The organism is Oceanobacillus sp. AG, assembly GCF_009746545.1.
GTDB lineage: Bacteria > Bacillota > Bacilli > Bacillales > Amphibacillaceae > Oceanobacillus > Oceanobacillus indicireducens.
Genome location: NZ_WOWT01000025.1, coordinates 17,874 through 35,232 on the forward strand (window position 1 = coordinate 17,874; position 17,359 = coordinate 35,232).

General features: G+C 38.2%; 18 protein-coding genes, 1 tRNA gene and 2 pseudogenes. 11 read left to right on the forward strand and 10 right to left on the reverse strand.

Annotated elements, in window-relative coordinates:
* Positions 1 to 36 precede the first annotated feature (36 nt).
* The 4 genes and pseudogenes from GN217_RS13475 to GN217_RS13490 form a co-directional block, all read right to left on the reverse strand.
* On the reverse strand, positions 37 to 156 hold the full coding sequence (locus tag GN217_RS13475) for a YvrJ family protein (protein WP_370459784.1): 120 nt from the start codon (positions 154 to 156) through the stop codon (positions 37 to 39).
* Positions 157 to 234: 78 nt separating this feature from the next.
* Positions 235 to 304, reverse strand: a tRNA-Cys gene (locus GN217_RS13480).
* 167 nt (positions 305 to 471) lie between these two features.
* Positions 472 to 1,120: pseudogene (locus GN217_RS13485) on the reverse strand (IS66 family transposase); the annotation flags it as partial.
* 513 nt (positions 1,121 to 1,633) lie between these two features.
* The gene (locus tag GN217_RS13490; protein ID WP_156857184.1) at positions 1,634 to 1,813 is read right to left on the reverse strand and encodes a hypothetical protein; all 180 of its coding nucleotides are present in this window, start codon (positions 1,811 to 1,813) and stop codon (positions 1,634 to 1,636) included.
* A gap of 199 nt (positions 1,814 to 2,012) precedes the next feature.
* Here GN217_RS13490 and GN217_RS13495 point away from each other — a divergent pair, with 199 nt between their 5' ends.
* On the forward strand, positions 2,013 to 2,534 hold the full coding sequence (locus tag GN217_RS13495; RefSeq protein ID WP_156857185.1) for a hypothetical protein: 522 nt from the start codon (positions 2,013 to 2,015) through the stop codon (positions 2,532 to 2,534).
* 68 nt (positions 2,535 to 2,602) lie between these two features.
* Here the strand turns inward: GN217_RS13495 and GN217_RS13500 are convergent, their stop codons facing one another.
* Both GN217_RS13500 and GN217_RS19430 read right to left on the reverse strand, forming a co-directional pair.
* Positions 2,603 to 3,661, reverse strand: coding sequence for a glycoside hydrolase domain-containing protein (locus GN217_RS13500; protein ID WP_198042663.1), 1,059 nt, complete (start codon positions 3,659 to 3,661; stop codon positions 2,603 to 2,605).
* Entirely contained in the window at positions 3,645 to 3,791 is a 147-nt protein-coding gene (locus GN217_RS19430) for a glycoside hydrolase domain-containing protein (protein WP_370459792.1), read from the reverse strand. The genes GN217_RS13500 and GN217_RS19430 overlap by 17 nt, the downstream gene beginning before the upstream one ends.
* Before the next feature lie 144 nt (positions 3,792 to 3,935).
* On the opposite strand from GN217_RS19430, the pseudogene istA reads away from it, so the two are divergent.
* Together istA and istB are read left to right on the forward strand one after the other, a co-directional pair.
* Positions 3,936 to 5,442: pseudogene (gene istA / locus GN217_RS13505) on the forward strand (IS21 family transposase).
* Complete coding sequence (gene istB, locus GN217_RS13510) at positions 5,442 to 6,164, forward strand: IS21-like element helper ATPase IstB (RefSeq protein WP_156857187.1); 723 nt, start codon at positions 5,442 to 5,444, stop codon at positions 6,162 to 6,164. The pseudogene istA and the gene istB overlap by 1 nt, the downstream one beginning before the upstream one ends.
* On the opposite strand, the gene GN217_RS13515 is transcribed toward istB, so the two are convergent.
* The gene (locus GN217_RS13515) at positions 6,145 to 7,218 is read right to left on the reverse strand and encodes a peptidoglycan-binding protein (protein ID WP_198042665.1); all 1,074 of its coding nucleotides are present in this window, start codon (positions 7,216 to 7,218) and stop codon (positions 6,145 to 6,147) included. The two genes, istB and GN217_RS13515, sit on opposite strands and share 20 nt — an antisense overlap.
* A gap of 310 nt (positions 7,219 to 7,528) precedes the next feature.
* Here GN217_RS13515 and GN217_RS13520 point away from each other — a divergent pair, with 310 nt between their 5' ends.
* Together GN217_RS13520 and GN217_RS13525 are read left to right on the forward strand one after the other, a co-directional pair.
* On the forward strand, positions 7,529 to 8,317 hold the full coding sequence (locus tag GN217_RS13520; RefSeq protein ID WP_156857189.1) for a hypothetical protein: 789 nt from the start codon (positions 7,529 to 7,531) through the stop codon (positions 8,315 to 8,317).
* A gap of 250 nt (positions 8,318 to 8,567) precedes the next feature.
* Positions 8,568 to 9,083, forward strand: a complete 516-nt coding sequence (locus GN217_RS13525; protein ID WP_156857190.1) for a hypothetical protein — start codon at positions 8,568 to 8,570, stop codon at positions 9,081 to 9,083.
* Positions 9,084 to 9,376: 293 nt separating this feature from the next.
* On the opposite strand, the gene GN217_RS13530 is transcribed toward GN217_RS13525, so the two are convergent.
* Together GN217_RS13530 and GN217_RS13535 are read right to left on the reverse strand one after the other, a co-directional pair.
* The gene (locus GN217_RS13530; protein WP_156857191.1) at positions 9,377 to 9,895 is read right to left on the reverse strand and encodes a hypothetical protein; all 519 of its coding nucleotides are present in this window, start codon (positions 9,893 to 9,895) and stop codon (positions 9,377 to 9,379) included.
* A 445-nt stretch (positions 9,896 to 10,340) separates the two neighbouring features.
* Positions 10,341 to 10,565, reverse strand: coding sequence for a YvrJ family protein (locus GN217_RS13535; protein WP_370459785.1), 225 nt, complete (start codon positions 10,563 to 10,565; stop codon positions 10,341 to 10,343).
* 94 nt (positions 10,566 to 10,659) lie between these two features.
* Here GN217_RS13535 and GN217_RS13540 point away from each other — a divergent pair, with 94 nt between their 5' ends.
* Entirely contained in the window at positions 10,660 to 11,241 is a 582-nt protein-coding gene (locus GN217_RS13540; RefSeq protein WP_156857192.1) for an RNA polymerase sigma factor, read from the forward strand.
* Between the two features lie 14 nt (positions 11,242 to 11,255).
* A complete protein-coding gene (locus GN217_RS13545; protein WP_156857193.1) occupies positions 11,256 to 11,459 on the forward strand; it encodes a hypothetical protein in 204 nt (67 codons plus the stop codon).
* Positions 11,460 to 11,594: 135 nt separating this feature from the next.
* On the opposite strand, the gene GN217_RS13550 is transcribed toward GN217_RS13545, so the two are convergent.
* Complete coding sequence (locus tag GN217_RS13550; RefSeq protein WP_156857194.1) at positions 11,595 to 11,921, reverse strand: four-helix bundle copper-binding protein; 327 nt, start codon at positions 11,919 to 11,921, stop codon at positions 11,595 to 11,597.
* Between the two features lie 162 nt (positions 11,922 to 12,083).
* On the opposite strand from GN217_RS13550, the gene GN217_RS13555 reads away from it, so the two are divergent.
* The 4 genes from GN217_RS13555 to GN217_RS13570 are packed head-to-tail and all read left to right on the forward strand — an operon-like array spanning position 12,084 to position 16,685.
* Positions 12,084 to 13,016, forward strand: coding sequence for an ABC transporter permease (locus GN217_RS13555; protein WP_156857195.1), 933 nt, complete (start codon positions 12,084 to 12,086; stop codon positions 13,014 to 13,016).
* A gap of 4 nt (positions 13,017 to 13,020) precedes the next feature.
* On the forward strand, positions 13,021 to 13,971 hold the full coding sequence (locus GN217_RS13560) for an ABC transporter permease (RefSeq protein WP_156857196.1): 951 nt from the start codon (positions 13,021 to 13,023) through the stop codon (positions 13,969 to 13,971).
* An 8-nt stretch (positions 13,972 to 13,979) separates the two neighbouring features.
* The gene (locus tag GN217_RS13565; protein WP_156857197.1) at positions 13,980 to 14,984 is read left to right on the forward strand and encodes an ABC transporter ATP-binding protein; all 1,005 of its coding nucleotides are present in this window, start codon (positions 13,980 to 13,982) and stop codon (positions 14,982 to 14,984) included.
* An 18-nt stretch (positions 14,985 to 15,002) separates the two neighbouring features.
* A complete protein-coding gene (locus GN217_RS13570; RefSeq protein WP_156857198.1) occupies positions 15,003 to 16,685 on the forward strand; it encodes a peptide ABC transporter substrate-binding protein in 1,683 nt (560 codons plus the stop codon).
* Positions 16,686 to 17,359: the final 674 nt, after the last annotated feature.

A 17,359-nucleotide genomic window follows, 5' to 3' on the forward strand; every position in this document is an offset into this window, starting at 1 on the left:
GCCATTTTATCTTCAATTTTAATAGTTATCGCTCCCTCATTTTTTATTAGTTACTTTTATGACCTTGGATAGATGGTGAATGACAGCTTCTAAATTATCCAATTTGCGTTCAAATCGAACGAACATGTAGATGATTACGGCTATTGGAAATCCCAAATTGCCGACTAGGGATATCCATACCGGTATCGTTTCAGGAGTAATTCGGCCTCCTCTCCATTCTTTGTATTATTTTTAAGGTGATAGCCGGATTCGAACCGAGACTAAAGATTTTGCAGACCTCGCCTTACTGTTTATCTATATCACCATGTGGTGTCGTATATAATTAATAAAGGGGTCGAGTCCTCACAAAAGTAAACCTGACCATATCGTTTCGCAGTGTAATTAATAATCGTAAGTTTGAACTAAGGAAAATAAAATAGAAACGACAAATAACCGTGAATCTGAATAATTTTAAGCAGATTTACGGTTATTTTATATTTTTGCACATGTTGCTTGGATCGTTTTCGACCAAGGCATGTACTGATTTAATATTTCTGGCGTTTGATGGATATCCAGATTTGGTAACTCCGTTAGTAATTTTACCAAATTTTGATAAAAATCCACACCATTTCCTTTTGCGGTCTTCTGCCATGCTCAAACAAATCGCATTTTCAGTTGGATTATTATCCATTTCAATCCGTCCATCATTGAGAAATGCACGAAGTCCATCTGCCAATTTTAGTTTATATGCAGTTGCTTTTCCGATTCCGCTATTTCCGTAAAAAGGAGATTCCTCCACCCACTTAAGAAATGCTTCCACGATTGGCTTCGAACGATTTTGACGTCTTTTTCTTCGTTTACTCGGGGGTAAATGTTTAAATTCCCTTTCCAAACGATATAGCTCGTCGCAAAAATCCACATCAATCTTGCCGTTTTTACTGTTCGCTTTCAATCAATATCGGCGAACATGTGCCCAACAATTTGCAAAGTTTACTCCTGGAATTTTATCGTACGCAGAATAGCCGGCATAAATAATTGTGCCAGTAAATTTCTCCACAACTCCTTCGAGAACGGATCGAGCATGTGACAACGCATTTTAAAAAAGAACGATAATCGGTCCTTGACTCTCTTTCAATCGATATTTCTATTTTAACAGGAGGTGCTTGATTCTTGTATGCGTTGTTTGATTACAAGTTTACTAATAATCTGGTATAAGTCTGAATAAATAGCTGACTTGATAAACAGCTGATATAAAACAGTACTAATTCTTTCACTTTTACAGAGCATTTGTTCTTATCAGTTTATAATATAAGAGAAGCATCTCTTTAGTATATAAGGAAAAAGCTCAAATAAGCGAAGGGGTGATTTATATTGCATAACGGGCAAGAAAAAAATTATAGATGAATTTTTCTATCGAAATCGAGAAAATATAGAAAACCCAATCATAAAGAGCTTTTTAAAAAGCAAAGAAAACTATCAACTGATGTTAAATGCGATTTTGGAACCTACAAAGATAAATATGGATATAGTTGATCGCTCGTTTCATGCCCATTATATGAAGGTCATCAAGATAATCAAATATCTCAGCAATCTGATTCACTTTTTATTATTGATTATGATAAATGTCACTTGGCAGGTGCTCTTTATAACCTCATTATCCATTTATACCGACAAAAGCACCTTCTGAAGCCCAGCCTATACTATCCCTTGTATTTTCCAGCATCACTCCTATTACACTTCCACCTTTTGTTCTCTGTGCAACAAAATGGTCAGGTTTGTGAAAAAGTGTTGGCAGAGAAAGACTAAAAGTACCTCTTGAGTAAACCTTTGGCATAGATATATCCTCCGTAATTTAATTATTTATTTTTACTATTTGATGGACATTTACTAAGACAAAGAGATTATTATTTTATGAAAGGACAAATCATACTAATTAATAGGTTATATATACAACTTTTAGACTATTTTCCTATATGATTTGATAGCATTATATAGTATCATTTTGATTAATTCATTCTAAGGAGGTTCTTTAGTTGATTGCCAAATTTAAGATAGATTTGGACGATTTGGTAGCAGCTCAATCCTTTCTCGCCAACAACTCAAAGTTTCATAAAAGAAATAAATTAATACTTAGTTTCCTCGCTGCTATAGGTATGATAATTTTGAATATGTTAATATACAAAGTCAATATCATAATAATTCTGATCGTATCAGCTGCTTTGTTTTATGTTTCATACAACTATATCTATAAAAAATCAATTGTAGATCAAACTAAAAGAATAGCGAAGAATGATCCAGCTCTACTTAATGCGGAATGTACGTTAACAATTTCAAAAAGTGGATTATATAGGGAGTTAAAAAATTCCACTAATAAAATAGAATGGCAAGAGATAAAATTAGTAAGCGAGGATGTGGAGAGGTATTTAATAATGATATCGGACATCCATGTTATCGTTATTAAAAAGAACCCAGATAATATGTCGGAAGGAGAAACCCAAGAATATAATAAATTACTTCGCAATTATTTCGATCAGCATAATATAGTAGTGGAGTAGAAAGTAGATATTTGAGATTCGAGTAAATATAAAAAAGTGTAGAGATTATAATTCTCTACACTTTTTTACTAAGCATCAGGATTAAATGCACCTACTAAGAGCGAAACGATTGTTGCTATAGCCGTGGCACCACTTAAAGCTGGAATGGTAAGGTATACAAGGGCTCCTAATGCTACAGCCCCTACTGCAATTCCAGCAGCTACTAGAACAGGTCTATAGTCTATTGCCAATGGATTTTTGAAAGTATAGGTAACAGTAATTGCTAAACTAATATCATTTCCACCTTCCACTTCAATTTTATCTTTGTATGCAGATACTGTTATTATAAATTCGTCGGCATTTTGAGTGAATGTCATACTCACAAACCCATTCCCTATCGTTGCTGATAAGTTATCTATTGCTTTTTGGTAATCTGCCAGTCTATCAGAACTGAATTCTCCAAACATTTCTCCTAGCGCTTCACGCAGAGTTGCTTTAGGTTGGAAATTTTCAACCTCGATTACTACCGAATCTACATCTCCTGGTATGCTATAAGTAGCGGAAGTAGTAACGTCAACGTCAACAAGAGTTGTTCGAATCACTTCATGTGATGTATTAAAGGTAAAGCTTTTAGTGAATAAACCGGAATCTTTCAAGATTGGGAATAGTGTTCCGATATCTGTCCAAGCTTTATGACGTGCTTCGTATACAGGATCATCTATTGGTTGGCGCGGCTGAATATATTGCGCTCCTTGATCCAATCCGGAATAGTCATTTTTATCGATTCGTAGGGACACGTTCGTTCCATTTATATTCGAGTAAATATCTGTCTCGTAAAATTGACCAAATGACCAGTTTGTAGGCATTGGAAATCCTAAGTTTCCGCTAAAACCAGTGGACATGTTTGCGACAAAACTATGGTCTGCACGAACGCTGGAATGGGTCATGCACTGGATACACGTATTCCGGGCGCCGTATACCCCTACTTTATAATCACGACCCGTCGCTCGGTGAGCATCGAAAACCCTTCTTATAGAAGCCATATATGGGATAATGTTATTCTGTACTTCAAAATCATAAGCATCATAATCAACAGCGAAATAAATCGTTGTTCCAGGGGGAAATCCTAGCTCATATGCTTTGTTCATTGCGATGATTGATGATTGCGTCTTTTTCACCTTGGGCTGCATTAAAGTAGCTCGCATACCATCCGCCATCTTGGTAAATCGGAAATACCCGCAATCCATAGTGATTGATTACAGCTATTTCTTTGTTTATGGCAAACTAAAAATGTAGGTTATGGCACTTCTTTTATGCATGTCCTATAGGGCTATGCATAAAAGAAAAAGCCACTTGCTAACAACTCAATAATTAACTACACTTCCTGTTGGACCCATTATTCTGGCAGGAGGTAGATTAGGAGTGTTAGAAGTGACTGAAATTAATTATATCAGACAACAAGTGAACGGAAAAGGGCATACATATGCAGAGGTTGCGAGAAGAACAAATAGAGACCCAAGAACCGTACAGAAATATGCGGATCTAGATGAATTCCAACCTGAATTGAAAGGAAGGAAACATCAACCCTCTCCGGTTATGGATCCGGTGAAAGAGATTGTGGATCAGTGGTTGAGGGAAGATTTGAAGAAGAAAAAGAAATATCGGAGAACTGCGAAGCGTATTTGGGAGTTATTAAAGGAAGAGTGTGGATTTAAAGGTTCAGACCGAACGGTGAGAGCATATGTCTCTAAGCGGAAAATAGAATTACTTGAAGAGATGGAAGCAAACGATGAGGCAGCTCTTCCGTTAGAAGCAAGTCCAGGGGATGCCCAGGTAGACTTTGGGGAGGCACCGTTTAAGGTAGAGGGAGAAGTCATAGAACTTCCGTATCTGGTTATATCTTTCCCGTACAGTAATGCATTTCTGGTTCAGGTGTTTGAGTCCCAGAATCAAGACTGTTTCTTGGAAGGCATGAAACGATTCTTTCATCACCTTGGGGGTGTACCTAGAAGAGTTCGTTTTGATAACTTATCACCTGCGGTGAAAAAGATTCTTCCTCATGGAAGACGTGAACTGACAGAGGGATTTGAAAGGTTTGTCTTACACTACGGTTTCGAATATGAATTTTGTAATCCAGGTTCAGGGAATGAAAAAGGTCATGTGGAAGCAATGGTTAAGTATGTTCGTAATAATTTCTTTTTACCAGAACGAAGAGTATTTCAATTAGACGAATTCAATACCAAGTTGTGGGGAGAAGCTGAAAAAGATCGTCATCGTCAACATTATGAGAAAAAGGAAGAAATCAGTAAATTATTCGAAGAAGATAAGCATGCATTTTTCCAAGGAGTATAGTTGTGTACGCTATGAAACTTTGAAAGCTGATAAATATGGGTTTGTCCAAGTGGATACAAAAAAATACTCCACTTCCCCACGTTACGCAAAACAAAAAGTCTTGGTGGCAATCACATATGATCAAGTTACTATCCTTTCGGATAGATACGAAAAAATTGTAAGACATAACCGAATCTACGGAAATGCATCAAAATCAATGGTATGGCAACCCTACCTATCTCTTATGGCCACAAGGCCAACAGCTTTGAAATATACGACGTTCTATGGCCAATTACCGGAACGCTGGCGAAGCTATTTGAATGAATGCACCATTGAGGAGAAGAAAGAAGCTCTCAAACTATTATCAACATTACTGAAAGAACATAGTTTAGAAAAGGCAACAGAAGCGTTGGAGATAGCTTCTAAAAGGAGCCATCCATCTTCCGAATCAATCAAACAGGTTTTCCATCAACTTATTCACGGGCGAGGTTATCGTGATACGTTGGAGATGGAGCCTAGCATCCCAGTCATGCCAGTCGCTGAGCGAGGGATTAAGAAATATGATGTCTTCTTTTCCTCTGAAAGGAGGCAGGCATAATGCATGAAATGATTCAGGAGTACGCAAAGCGATTAAAACTCAGCTGGATTCGTGAGAATTTCCATACGGTGAACATAGAAGATCCTCAACAATACTTATTAACACTTTTTGAAAAGGAAGTGGAACAGCGTGAGGAGCGTAAGATAAACCTATTATTCAAAACGGCAACGCTGCCGAACGTGTCTGGCAATCCTTTTGATTGGACAGATATTCAATTGGGTCAGGGGTTAAGTCAAGAATCGGTATTAGAAGGAGAATTTATCGAGGCAAAGGAAAATATGATTTTTTATGGTGGAGTAGGTGCAGGTAAAACCTACCTCTCTACGCTCATAGGAATCAATGCCATACAGAAGTATGGCAAGCGAGTGAAGTTCTATACCGTTGCTTCATTGGCAAATGAGCTGTTGGAAGCGAATGAAAAAGGTACGTTGACCAGGCTGTTTAACAGAATAGATAAACTTGATCTATTAATATTAGATGAGCTAGGCTATATTCCATTGCATAAGCAAGGTGCAGAACTACTGTTTCAAGTGATATCTATGTGTTATGAAAAACGGAGCATTATCATTACTACCAATCTTCAATTCGGACAGTGGAACCATGTCTTTGGCGATCCAATTCTAACGGAAGCCGTAGTGGATCGCCTAATCCACCACTCCCACCTCATTCTGTTTGGGGGTGAAAGTAAACGAATGAAAGAGTCTATGATGATGAAAAATTAGAGGTTGGCAAGTGGTTTACAAAAAGGGCTGCCGTTTCATACATTTTATACTTGCCAAATACAATTTCTTGACGTGTCATTGCTTTTGAGCGGACGCCGCCTACCGTACCTGTTAAGTAACGCCCGATAATGCCATATCCATTATCGCGGAGGACCTCTGCGGTTCGCATATCAAGGATGGTTGACGCATCAGCTGCAATGGCTATCCTGCCGGTATAACCATTACTGGTTAGTAATTGTTTGATTGTAGGCATATCTGCAATTCCTGTATCCGGCAATCTCATAAATTGTTGAAATTTGGATACTTTGGTTTGAACTAGGCTAGTGTACCGTCCATCATACGGGTACGTATCATATTCTGTTCCATTACAGACTAGTGCATACTGCAGAACAGCTGTCAGCGCTTGAGGTGCATAATCAGGGCTTAAGGTAGGGGTATTTGCAATCGTAGACGGCCCATAATTACCGTTTGCAATAGACCCAAGACCAATTTCATGCTGTAGCGCATAAATTAAGGCCCTATTGGTCTGTCTCTCAAAGATTCCGTTGGTAGGAATATAATCGAAATAGTTGTTGTATCTATAATTTAAAACTTGTTGCACCGTACGAACTCTTTCTCGACCGTTTGGGCGAGCGAGTTCAAACCCATCTGTATTTAAAATGGCCTTCATTAACTTTCCGTCAACCACTCCACTCGGATCAATACCTACATCGCGTTGAAATCTTTTAACTCCATCTTCTGTTTCTTCGAAAAAGTTTCCACTAAATCCGCCTGGGTCATAACCTTTACACCAAAAACCACCTTGCAAAATATAGTTTAGATTGGTCGGTTCAGCTCCCGGCTCTTGTCTTCGTAAACCCGGAAACCTTCGCATCGTCTCTGGCCCAAAATTATCAGAAGTCGGATAGATATCCAATTCTATTTGTAATGCACGTATTAAAGCCCGTACGGTTTGCTGACCCGTATAACCATCTTCCGTAATATCATTATAGCCTGGAACACCACTATAATTATGATTCAACCACTTTTTCGTTTGTAGTACCATTTCGTCCATCATTATCTCTCCTATCGTTAAAATTTAGTGTCCACTAATGTTTTAAATTAGATGTACACTCTCTAATAGAAAGAGGAAATAAAATAAATAAATAAACCATATCTATAAAAAACTTAAATCATTGCTCACAACCCCTATTGGATTTGTAACGTATTCATCTGTGTATGGAATTATTTCGGATAATTTTCATAAGAAAAAAGTGTGTTTTAATTTATTAAAGGGAAAAATATTGAAGCAGTGGTATATAAGTAATATAATTATACTTAATTCTTTTTACCGCAAGGATATTTTCAAATGAGGAGTTGATAGATTGAAAATAAATAAAATAAGTAGATTATTTCTGCTTTTTGTTTTAACAGTCTTATCATTTGGTGTAATAGCTTGTGAAGAAGAAACACAAAAAAGTCTAGATGGTGAGTCTGAAGCCGAAGGAACTAATGATATAACTAACACTGAACAAAAACAGGGGTCACAAGAACATCCAGATGACGAATCTGAGACTGAGGAAATAAATACTGTTCAAAATCAAGTAACATTTCAGAAAGAAACTCAACCGGAATTATCGGAAGACGACATTGTTAAACTAGTCGAATCCATTGACCCTTTTAAATTGAAACCCTCTATGACATTGGAGGAAAGATATGATTTGAGAAAAGAGATGTATGAGAATCTATCCAACGATGGAATACACGAATTGAGTGACACAATCACAGATTTATCGCTATTGTTGACAGGCACCGTTGCGGATGACTTATATAAGAATTTAATTAACAAAAGCGATCCAAAATGGGATGCTTTAGAAGTAAGCAATTGTTATTATGCTCGTGAAAAGTTAGAAAGTATAACACACCTAGTCAATTACCAGCCCTTGCTTGATGACTTAAATATGGTAATTGAACTTTGTGAAGAAGGGGTAGAACATAGAGATATTCTAAAAATAGTGGACACTCATCGCATATTATATGATATTTCTAACCACCTATTCAATGTCCCTTTTGCTGGTCCTGGAGAGGAGACTGTTAATTATTACGGTATCCACGATATGTATTTTAATGCTTCGACAACCTTGGAAGAAAGCTATAACTTAATAAGTAATTAAAACGCTCAGAGAATTCTTAATCATTTTCTGAGCGTTAATTTTATTTAATTCTTGAAAGAGAATATTTTATAAAAAAGTAAACCGCATTTTAAAAGTTAATTATTGTCTATTAGTCAATGTTTTAATTGTCTCAGATAGATTAGTTATAACCGTTGCCAGTTGCACATCTTCAAATAGAAGTTTGAAATAAAAAATTGTATTTTAAATTAGAATATGGTAAGTTTTAAATAAGATATACGAGGGGGGTAACATGAAAACAATATTAAAATTTGTAAAAAAACCTATATTAGTACTGTTTGGAATGTCTTTCTGTTTTATTAGTGTCTATTTTCTTATTACAGAAGTACTTCTTAATGATAATAACAGTAATGTATCTGCAGAACAGCATGGGAAAATAGTGCAGGATCATTTTGAGCTGGCAATTAAAAATAGGAACAAAAAGGAGATAATTAAAACAGACACAGATACTAATGAGTATATCTTGGCAGCACCCGAGTATTATAATGTTAATGAGTATATAAAAGATCTTCTAAACAACTTACAGAGTGATTCATTAGGTGGAGCTGCTTCTAAATATGATTATGACTTTCATTTGCTAACAAGTTCAGCAGCTTATGCAAAACATTTCGCAGCCTTATCTAATAATGAAGAAGAGGTCAATAAATTAAATGAAATAGCCGAAATTGGAGAATTAACATTTTCAGCTGATCCAGAAACAGTAGAAGAAAGAAAACAAAGAATGATAAAGGCGTTGTCTAACTTTTAAAGTCTTGACGAATAGAATGAAGTGACAAAGGTAAAGAAAAAATACCAATATGATGAAAAAAATAAATCAAAACAACGACAAGTTAAACTTAATTAGGAGGCAATCGCCTACCTTTTTTATTTAAACAATAGTAAGTTAGAATTTGTTTATACTTAATCCCCCATGAGAATAACTCAATTAATTTCCACGGTCAGTCAAACCTTTTCACTAGTAATTAAGCTATTAATTATCAATAAAACCGGAAGGAACGTCTTGTAAACGCTCTTTCCAGTTTATATCAATATTATTATTCATCAAGGCATTTTTGATGAATAAACAGTTGGCACGGTAGGGTATCCAAACAAAATGTCAGTATCACACCATAAATTACTTTTTACAAACCATTGACCATTTTTTCTGTATGACCTTATTGATAGTCGGTCTGGATAAGTCATACCAGCATAAGAAAGACCGCTCGTATTTATGCGATCACCGTTAGCCCCGTAAATACTATCAATCCATATCGTACCTTGATAAATTCTGCACCTTCTACCTGACCTGATTAAAAATGTTGCCCCGCTACTTGATGTTGCCTCTGCGTTAGCTATGCTATACGCATTATTTGCGGAAGTGTCTTCATATGAAACTTGCCCAGTTTTCCATCCTCCTGCCGCTGCATTATAATAATAAATATCTGTGCTCCATGTACCATCTATGTCTCCACGAGTTACATAGCATTCATTATTTAAAATCCTTCCTCCAATATTACCGCTGTAATTATACACATTGATTGTTCGTCCCATACGATTTACAACAAATCTAGGTTGTGCCATTTTTTATCTTCCCTTTCTGAATTTTTAACATTTACACTATAGGTTTTATCGTTTTCTAAGAAGAATTCTATTATGATATTGAAATTGTTAGGGGGGCTTAATTTAAAAGAATCATTCACTACCTTTAGTGTGTTATACGCTCAAATTTCGTTGCTATATACACCCATCCAAAAATAGTTTTGGGTTGTAGGTGACTAATAGCACCGTCATGACCAGATGCTCGAAAACTCCTTTTCACTACAAATAAACCATCAACGAACCTTTCAACTTGAACAATATACGAACCAGTTGCTGTTGTTACGTAATAAGCCTGTGTGCCGGTCTTATGAATACAGGTAAACTATGAGCCTGTTTACATCTCTCCTTTTTGAATATTTATTAGATGTACATCTGTTAATAGAAAGAGAATATTTTATAAAAAAGTAAACCACATTTTAAAAGTTAATTATTGTCTGTTAGTCAATGTTTTAATTGTCTCAGATAGATTAGTTATAACCTTTTCTAAATCCCCAAGTTTCCGCTCAAATCGCATAAATAAATATACAGTTATTGCAATTGGGAAGCCGAAGTTCCCAATTATAGATACCCAAACAGGTACATCTGCAGGTGTCATCATGCCTTTTCTCCTTTCGATATTGTCTATTACTGTATAAAGTGATAAAAATTTCAAAAAACAAACTAGAACATTCGTTCTTTTTGGTTTATAATATGAATTATAAATCTCTTTGTATAGATATAGGAAAAAATATGAAGGGGGTTTTATTTTGAAGAAAGAAGATTGCAAAACACAGGATTCCCGTATGTTAGAGTATTATGAACGCCTATTAGAAAGTTTTCTATCTCATGGTGCAAATTACAAGCTCGTACAAAAAGCTTTAGACAACCCGACAGAAAGAAATAAAAAAGAAGTTAACAATGCATTTAAAGAACATTGCAAAAAAGTAAAGGTAATTAAATATACTAGTAATTTAATTCACTTCTATAGTATCGATTATGACAAAAGGATAAACAGATATAAAAATAACTCCTTATTAATTCTTGATAATCCTGTTTCATATGGTGATAGCAGTAATTCAATAGTTGGAAAAGACCTCATAGAATCAACCACTCATAAAGATTTTGACTCCATTTATGGTTTTACATTGAAAGATCAAGTAGGAAATGAATGTTTAATTTCAGCATTAGAAAAAATTACATCTAAACAACTGCAAATACTAGAGTTAATTTATTTGAATGGACTTTCATTACAAGAAATCTCATCTCTATTCAAAACAAGTCCTCAAAACATTTCGAACCAACATAGAAAAGCACTCAAGAGACTCAAGGAAATATTAAGAAATCAGTGAAGAGGAGTGTTATTATGTTTAATAATGAGGAAATAGAAAACGTAATAAATAATTTTGAATTTAAAATAAAGAAAGCTTTAAGGAATACTACTTATCAAGAACGCGAGGATCTAGAGCAAGAAATTAAAACAAAAATAACAGAAAAACTCAAAACAATTGAGTTTGAGGAACCACCTAACTTTTGGTGCTTAATAAAACAGGTGAAAAATAAAACTTAGTATAATCGCTCAACCTTCGCAGCCTGAAACAGTTAGCCATCCTTTGGTGTAATAAACATTTTAAATATATAAGAACTAAAAAGATAAAATAACTGGAGGACAGGTTTAGTGCCTATACCTCCAGTATTTTTTTGCTTATGCAACCTTTTTACAAGCTTCTGCACATTTGAAACAAGCTTCCGCACATTTCTGACAGTGTTCGTGATCATGCTTCTTGCACTCATTTCCACAAGCTTCACACACTTGCGCGCATAGGGTAGCGAGTTTAGCTACGAACGGCGTGTTTCGCGCCAAAGCTTTTTCAAAGTAAGCGCAGATTTCCGAGCATTCCCTGTCCAAGCGGATGCACTCCGCCATCATTTTCACGTCTTCTTCCTTTAAGCATGCATCAAAACAATGGTTACATGCCATCACACATTCATGCAGTGTCGCGATCAATTCTTGATGTTGTACATGTGACATTTTTATACCCTCCTAAAAGTCTATAGTTATATTTTTCCCAAAAACGCTCTTGATAAACGGAATTGCTGGCTCGTTTGAAACAAGCATTCATTTATATGAAAGTACAAGCATATAGTGTATTAGATAAAACTAGAGCCTAGCATTTTTACAGGAGTTGGAGCCATGTTCAAATACATTTTAAAGAAATTGCTCATCATGCTATTCACGTTATGGATCATCATTACTTTAACCTTTGTATTAATGGTGTCAGTTCCAGGTTCCCCGTTCAACAGTGAAAGCAGCTCGAATGAAATCGTCCAGCAAAACTTGGAAAAACATTATAACCTCGATCAGCCTATACCTATTCAGTATGTCCTTTATTTAAAATCAATCATCACCTTAGAATTCGGTCCGTCCATCAAGCAGCCGAATCAGACGGTAAATGACTTATTAGGAAGGGGGTTTCCTATCTCTGCAGAACTCGGACTTGTGACAATTATTGTTGCACTTATTTCCGGAATTGCAATCGGGATACTGGCGGCCCTCCGGCATAATCGGATTATCGATTATGTTGTGATGGGGATTGCCGTTCTCGGAATCTCTATCCCGAACTTCATTCTCGCTACCCTATTAATCCAGCAGCTAGCAGTTAACTGGGACATTTTCCCTGTCGCGACTTGGCAAGGACCAATGTATATGATTCTTCCAGTATTGGCACTTGCAACTGGTCCGATGGCAATTATCGCAAGACTTACGAGATCAACCATGTTAGAGGTATTGACACAGGATTATATAAAAATGGCAAAAGCCAAAGGATTGGCACCCTGGAAAATTATCGTGAAACATGCACTACGGAATGCACTCATGCCGGTTATTACGATTATGGGAACATTACTCGTTGGGATCATGACCGGATCCTTTGTTATTGAACAAATCTTTGCCATTCCGGGAATGGGAAAGTATTTCGTGGAAAGCATCAACCATCGTGACTTTCCCGTCATTATGGGTACGACTGTATTTTACAGTTCATTTCTTATCATTATGCTATTTCTCGTCGATATCGCCTATGGAATACTAGATCCAAGAATCAAAGTAAACAAGAAGGAAGGGGAGTAGTAAGATGCACAACCAATATCCCCGTGATTTTACAAACGATCAAGTACCAGATGAATGGTTTACCTGGCGCAAAAAGAATATAAAGGAACAAGAACAATTGGCGAGACCCTCCCTTTCCTATTGGAAAGATGCCTGGCGAAGATTAAGAAAAAATTATTTAGCTATGTCTGGTATGGCATTTATTATCGTCTTGGTGTCCTTAGCGATTTTTGGTCCAATTCTTTCTCCTTATGAAGCAAATATGGGCGTGTTAGCAGAGCAGTACCAGCCGCCGTCTGCTAAGCATTGGTTTGGGACAGACAATGCGGGTCGGGATATATTCACGCGAACTTGGCAAGGGGCAAGGATTTCTTTATTCGTGGGGTTTATGGCGGCTTTAATTGACGTCACGATAGGCATTATTTGGGGAGGTATATCTGGCTATAAGGGTGGGCGCACAGATAATATTATGATGCGCATTATTGAAATCCTTTACGGGATCCCGTATTTATTAGTTGTTATTTTATTACTCGTTGTAATGGGGCCAAGTTTAACGACGATTATTATTGCCCTTACCGTCACTGGTTGGGTCGGGATGGCGCGGATCGTGCGAGGACAGGTCATGCAGATTAAGAATTATGAGTATATCCTTGCCTCCCAATCATTCGGTACGAAGCAATCTAGAATCATCCGGCGAGGTCTCTTGCCGAACACGATGGGGCCGATTATCGTGCAAATGACATTGACGGTACCGTCCGCCATATTTGCAGAAGCGTTCTTAAGTTTTATCGGGCTTGGCATATCTTCACCGAATGCGAGCTGGGGCGTGATGGCAAGTGATTCCCTCGGTGCTATCCTTTCCGGGAATTGGTGGACTTTATTTTTCCCTGCATTTTTCATTTCGCTTACAATGTTTGCTTTTAACGTATTAGGTGACGGATTACAAGATGCCTTAGACCCGAAATTGAGAAAGTAGGTGAAGGGATGGAAAAAATTCTCGAAGTCCATAATCTGCACGTCACCTTCACAACTTACGGTGGTACCGTGCAAGCTGTAAGGGGCGTAGACTTTCATCTGAATAAAGGGGAAACGCTCGCGATTGTCGGAGAATCGGGCTGTGGAAAAAGTGTTACCGTGAATGCCGTGATGGGACTCATTCCAAATCCTCCTGGCAAAATTACCGGCGGAAGGATTTTGTTTAAAAATAAAGATTTAACGAGATTAAGAGAAAAGAAAATGCGGGCTATTCGCGGTGTGGATATATCGATGATTTTTCAAGATCCGATGACCGCTTTGAATCCGACCTTAACAATTGGCACCCAGTTGAAAGAGGGAGTGAAACAGCATCATCGTATATCGGACAAGGAAGCGGAAAAGCGAGCATTAGAGATGTTGCAGCTTGTCGGGATTCCGAATCCGGAAGAACGACTGAAACAATACCCACACCAATTCAGCGGTGGCATGCGGCAGCGGATTGTTATTGCGATTGCCCTCATCTGTGAACCGGAGCTTCTTATTGCCGACGAACCGACAACAGCCCTTGATGTAACGATTCAAGCGCAGATCTTAGAGCTGTTTGAAAAAATACAGGAAGTAACCGGTATTTCAATTATTCTCATTACCCATGACCTTGGTGTTGTTGCAAAAATTGCTGACAGGGTTGCTGTTATGTATGCTGGTAAGATTATCGAGACAGGTACAAAGCGGGAAGTGTTTTATAACCCGAAACATCCGTATACGAAAGGGTTGCTCCACTCGGTTCCACGCCTGGATGCCAAAGAGAAATTGCAGCCCATTGAAGGAACACCACCAGATCTTTTCTCACCTCCGCGGGGATGTCCTTTTACAGCAAGGTGTCCGTTTGCCATGGAAGTGTGTGATAAAGTATACCCGAAAACTGCGAGGCTAAGTGATTCCCATGTGGTAGATTGCTGGCTGCAGGATGTTCGGGCGAAGAAATTGCTGGCCGCTACTGCCAAGAATAAATAAACATTTAGGGGGATATGAATGAAAAAGCTACTCATCTTTCTATCAGCGGTATTTATTGTGTTTTTCCTAGCAGCTTGTACGGCGACAGAGGATCCGGAAGGGGAAGCTGAGCCAAAGGAACAGGTAGATGAAGAGGGAGAAACAGGGGAACAAGAGGAGGAACAGGAGACTACGGAAGAGGAAATAACCCTTGGTGAAAATGTGTTGCGATTGAATAACGGAACGGAGCCAGCTTCATTAGATCCATCGATTGGCTTTGACGAGGTATCTTGGGACCCGCTTAATAACTTAATGGAAGGGTTGACCCGCTTAGATGAGGAACACCTACCAGGCCCTGGGACAGCAGAAAGCTGGGATATTTCGGATGATGGTCTGACATACACGTTCTATTTACGAGAAGAAGCGAGTTGGTCGAATGGTGACCCAGTTGTCGCAGCGGATTTCGAATATGCATGGAAATATATGCTTGATCCAGAAACTGCTTCACCGGCCGCATTTTTAGCCTATTTCATTGAAGGAGCTGAAGAATATAACAGTGGGGAAGGATCGGTAGACGATGTAAAAGTTAGCGCGGTCGATGAAAAGACACTTGAAGTCGTGCTCGCGCAACCGACAGGTTTTTTTCTTGATTTACTGACGAATCCGGCATTTTTCCCAATCAACCAGCAGGTGGCTGAGTCTGATCCGAATTGGCATGCCGAGGCGGAAACCTTTGTAGGAAATGGTCCGTTTACATTAGAAGAATGGAATCATGATGAAGAAATGCTATTTGCAAAAAATGAATATTATTGGGATGCCGCCGCAGTGAAGTTGGATCAAATCCATTTCGCGATGGTGAATGATACAAATACCCAATATCAGATGTTTGAAGCAGGTGAGCTGGATACGGCGAGCATTCCACCAGAACTATCCGATGAGTTGATAGACGGGGATAATGTATTTATCGGACCGAGTGGTGGGCTAGAATTTTTTAGATTTAATGTAGAAATGGAACCATTCCAAAATAAGAAAATCCGCCAAGCATTTTCCCATGCAATTAATCGCGATGATATTGCAGAATTTGTAGTGAAAAACGGGGTGGAGCCAGCTTTCGGGTTTATTAACCCAGGTCACCAAAGTCCAACAGGCGAAGATTTCCGTGATGTAAATGGTGACCTTGTTACTTTTGATCCTGAGTTGGCAGAGCAGTTACTCGAGGAAGGGATGGCTGAGGAAGGATATGAAGAATTGCCGGAGATTACGTTAAGTTATAATACAAGTGACACAAATAAAGCAGTGGCAGAAGCATTGCACGGGATGTTTAAGGAACACTTGGGTGTTGAAGTTACCCTGGAGAACCTCGAATGGAATGTTTTTGTAGACGCACAGCAGGCACTCGAACTGCAGTTTTCCCGCAGTTCATTCATTAACGATTACAATGACCCGATTAACTTCCTTGAGAGTTTCATCACAGATTCTTATATGAACCGTACTGGCTTTTCCAATCCCGAATATGATGATTTGATTGTGAAAGGTAAGTCGGAAGCAGATGAAGAAAAGCGCTGGGAGTATTTATATGAAGCAGAGAAAATGTTAGCTGACGAAATGATTGCTGCACCTTTACGCTATTACAATACGGTAGTACTTGAAGCAGATGGAGTGGAGGGAATTCTGCGCCATCCGGTCGGATATTTTGACCTGAAATATGCGGAGAAGAAATAAAGTACACTTAATTGAAAGGATGAGACTGGGACATAACGATTCTAATATGAATTAATCCGAACAAAACTGCTAACTAGCTCTGGGAATATGCGGAGACTCCAGCAGGAGGCCGGCTAAGTACGGTCACGTCCTGTGACCAACGCCGGCACTAGAACCTCCTGTTCGTCGGGCATCGGTGAAATCCCCATAGTGCTTAGCCTGAGGCAGACTAAGAACGCTCTCGTATGTGGCAACGTCTGACATTAACTTCCTATGCGTCGAGGTTCACCAGCCGCCAAAGGATGCGCGAAGTATATTCCCGGAGCGATTGTTGATGCCCTTTCTTATCATTCGTTCGGATTTATAACTATACTAAGAAGTTATGTCCCAGACTCGCTCTTATTTTATAAGTTGGAAGTGCACTTAAAGCTTGAGTCGTCAGCGTTTTGCTCATTTTTATTGATGAAAGACGCTCTAATCGTTTGAATCGTTAGTGTTGAGCTTGCTTTGGTGGATGAGGGGTCTTCTAATCGCTTGAATCGTTAAAGTTAAAGCTTTCTTCGGCCAATAAGGGCTGTTCTAATTGCTTAAACTATTGGCGTTCAACTATCTTCAGTTGATGAGAAGCGCTTTAATTACCTGAAGTATTTGTATTCTGATTGCTACAGTTGATTGGGACACTCTAATTACTCGTA

What these genes read in the sequence shown, in the direction of transcription:
- GN217_RS13490 (WP_156857184.1), bottom strand. Translation starts at nt 1,813, where the DNA reads ATGCCAAAGGTTTACTCAAGAGGTACTTTTAGTCTTTCTCTGCCAACA.
- GN217_RS13500 (WP_198042663.1), bottom strand. Translation starts at nt 3,661, where the DNA reads ATGAACAAAGCATATGAGCTAGGATTTCCCCCTGGAACAACGATTTAT.
- istB (WP_156857187.1), top strand. Translation starts at nt 5,442, where the DNA reads ATGCATGAAATGATTCAGGAGTACGCAAAGCGATTAAAACTCAGCTGG.
- GN217_RS13515 (WP_198042665.1), bottom strand. Translation starts at nt 7,218, where the DNA reads ATGGACGAAATGGTACTACAAACGAAAAAGTGGTTGAATCATAATTAT.
- GN217_RS13525 (WP_156857190.1), top strand. Translation starts at nt 8,568, where the DNA reads ATGAAAACAATATTAAAATTTGTAAAAAAACCTATATTAGTACTGTTT.
- GN217_RS13530 (WP_156857191.1), bottom strand. Translation starts at nt 9,895, where the DNA reads ATGGCACAACCTAGATTTGTTGTAAATCGTATGGGACGAACAATCAAT.
- GN217_RS13545 (WP_156857193.1), top strand. Translation starts at nt 11,256, where the DNA reads ATGTTTAATAATGAGGAAATAGAAAACGTAATAAATAATTTTGAATTT.
- GN217_RS13550 (WP_156857194.1), bottom strand. Translation starts at nt 11,921, where the DNA reads ATGTCACATGTACAACATCAAGAATTGATCGCGACACTGCATGAATGT.
- GN217_RS13555 (WP_156857195.1), top strand. Translation starts at nt 12,084, where the DNA reads ATGTTCAAATACATTTTAAAGAAATTGCTCATCATGCTATTCACGTTA.
- GN217_RS13560 (WP_156857196.1), top strand. Translation starts at nt 13,021, where the DNA reads ATGCACAACCAATATCCCCGTGATTTTACAAACGATCAAGTACCAGAT.
- GN217_RS13565 (WP_156857197.1), top strand. Translation starts at nt 13,980, where the DNA reads ATGGAAAAAATTCTCGAAGTCCATAATCTGCACGTCACCTTCACAACT.
- GN217_RS13570 (WP_156857198.1), top strand. Translation starts at nt 15,003, where the DNA reads ATGAAAAAGCTACTCATCTTTCTATCAGCGGTATTTATTGTGTTTTTC.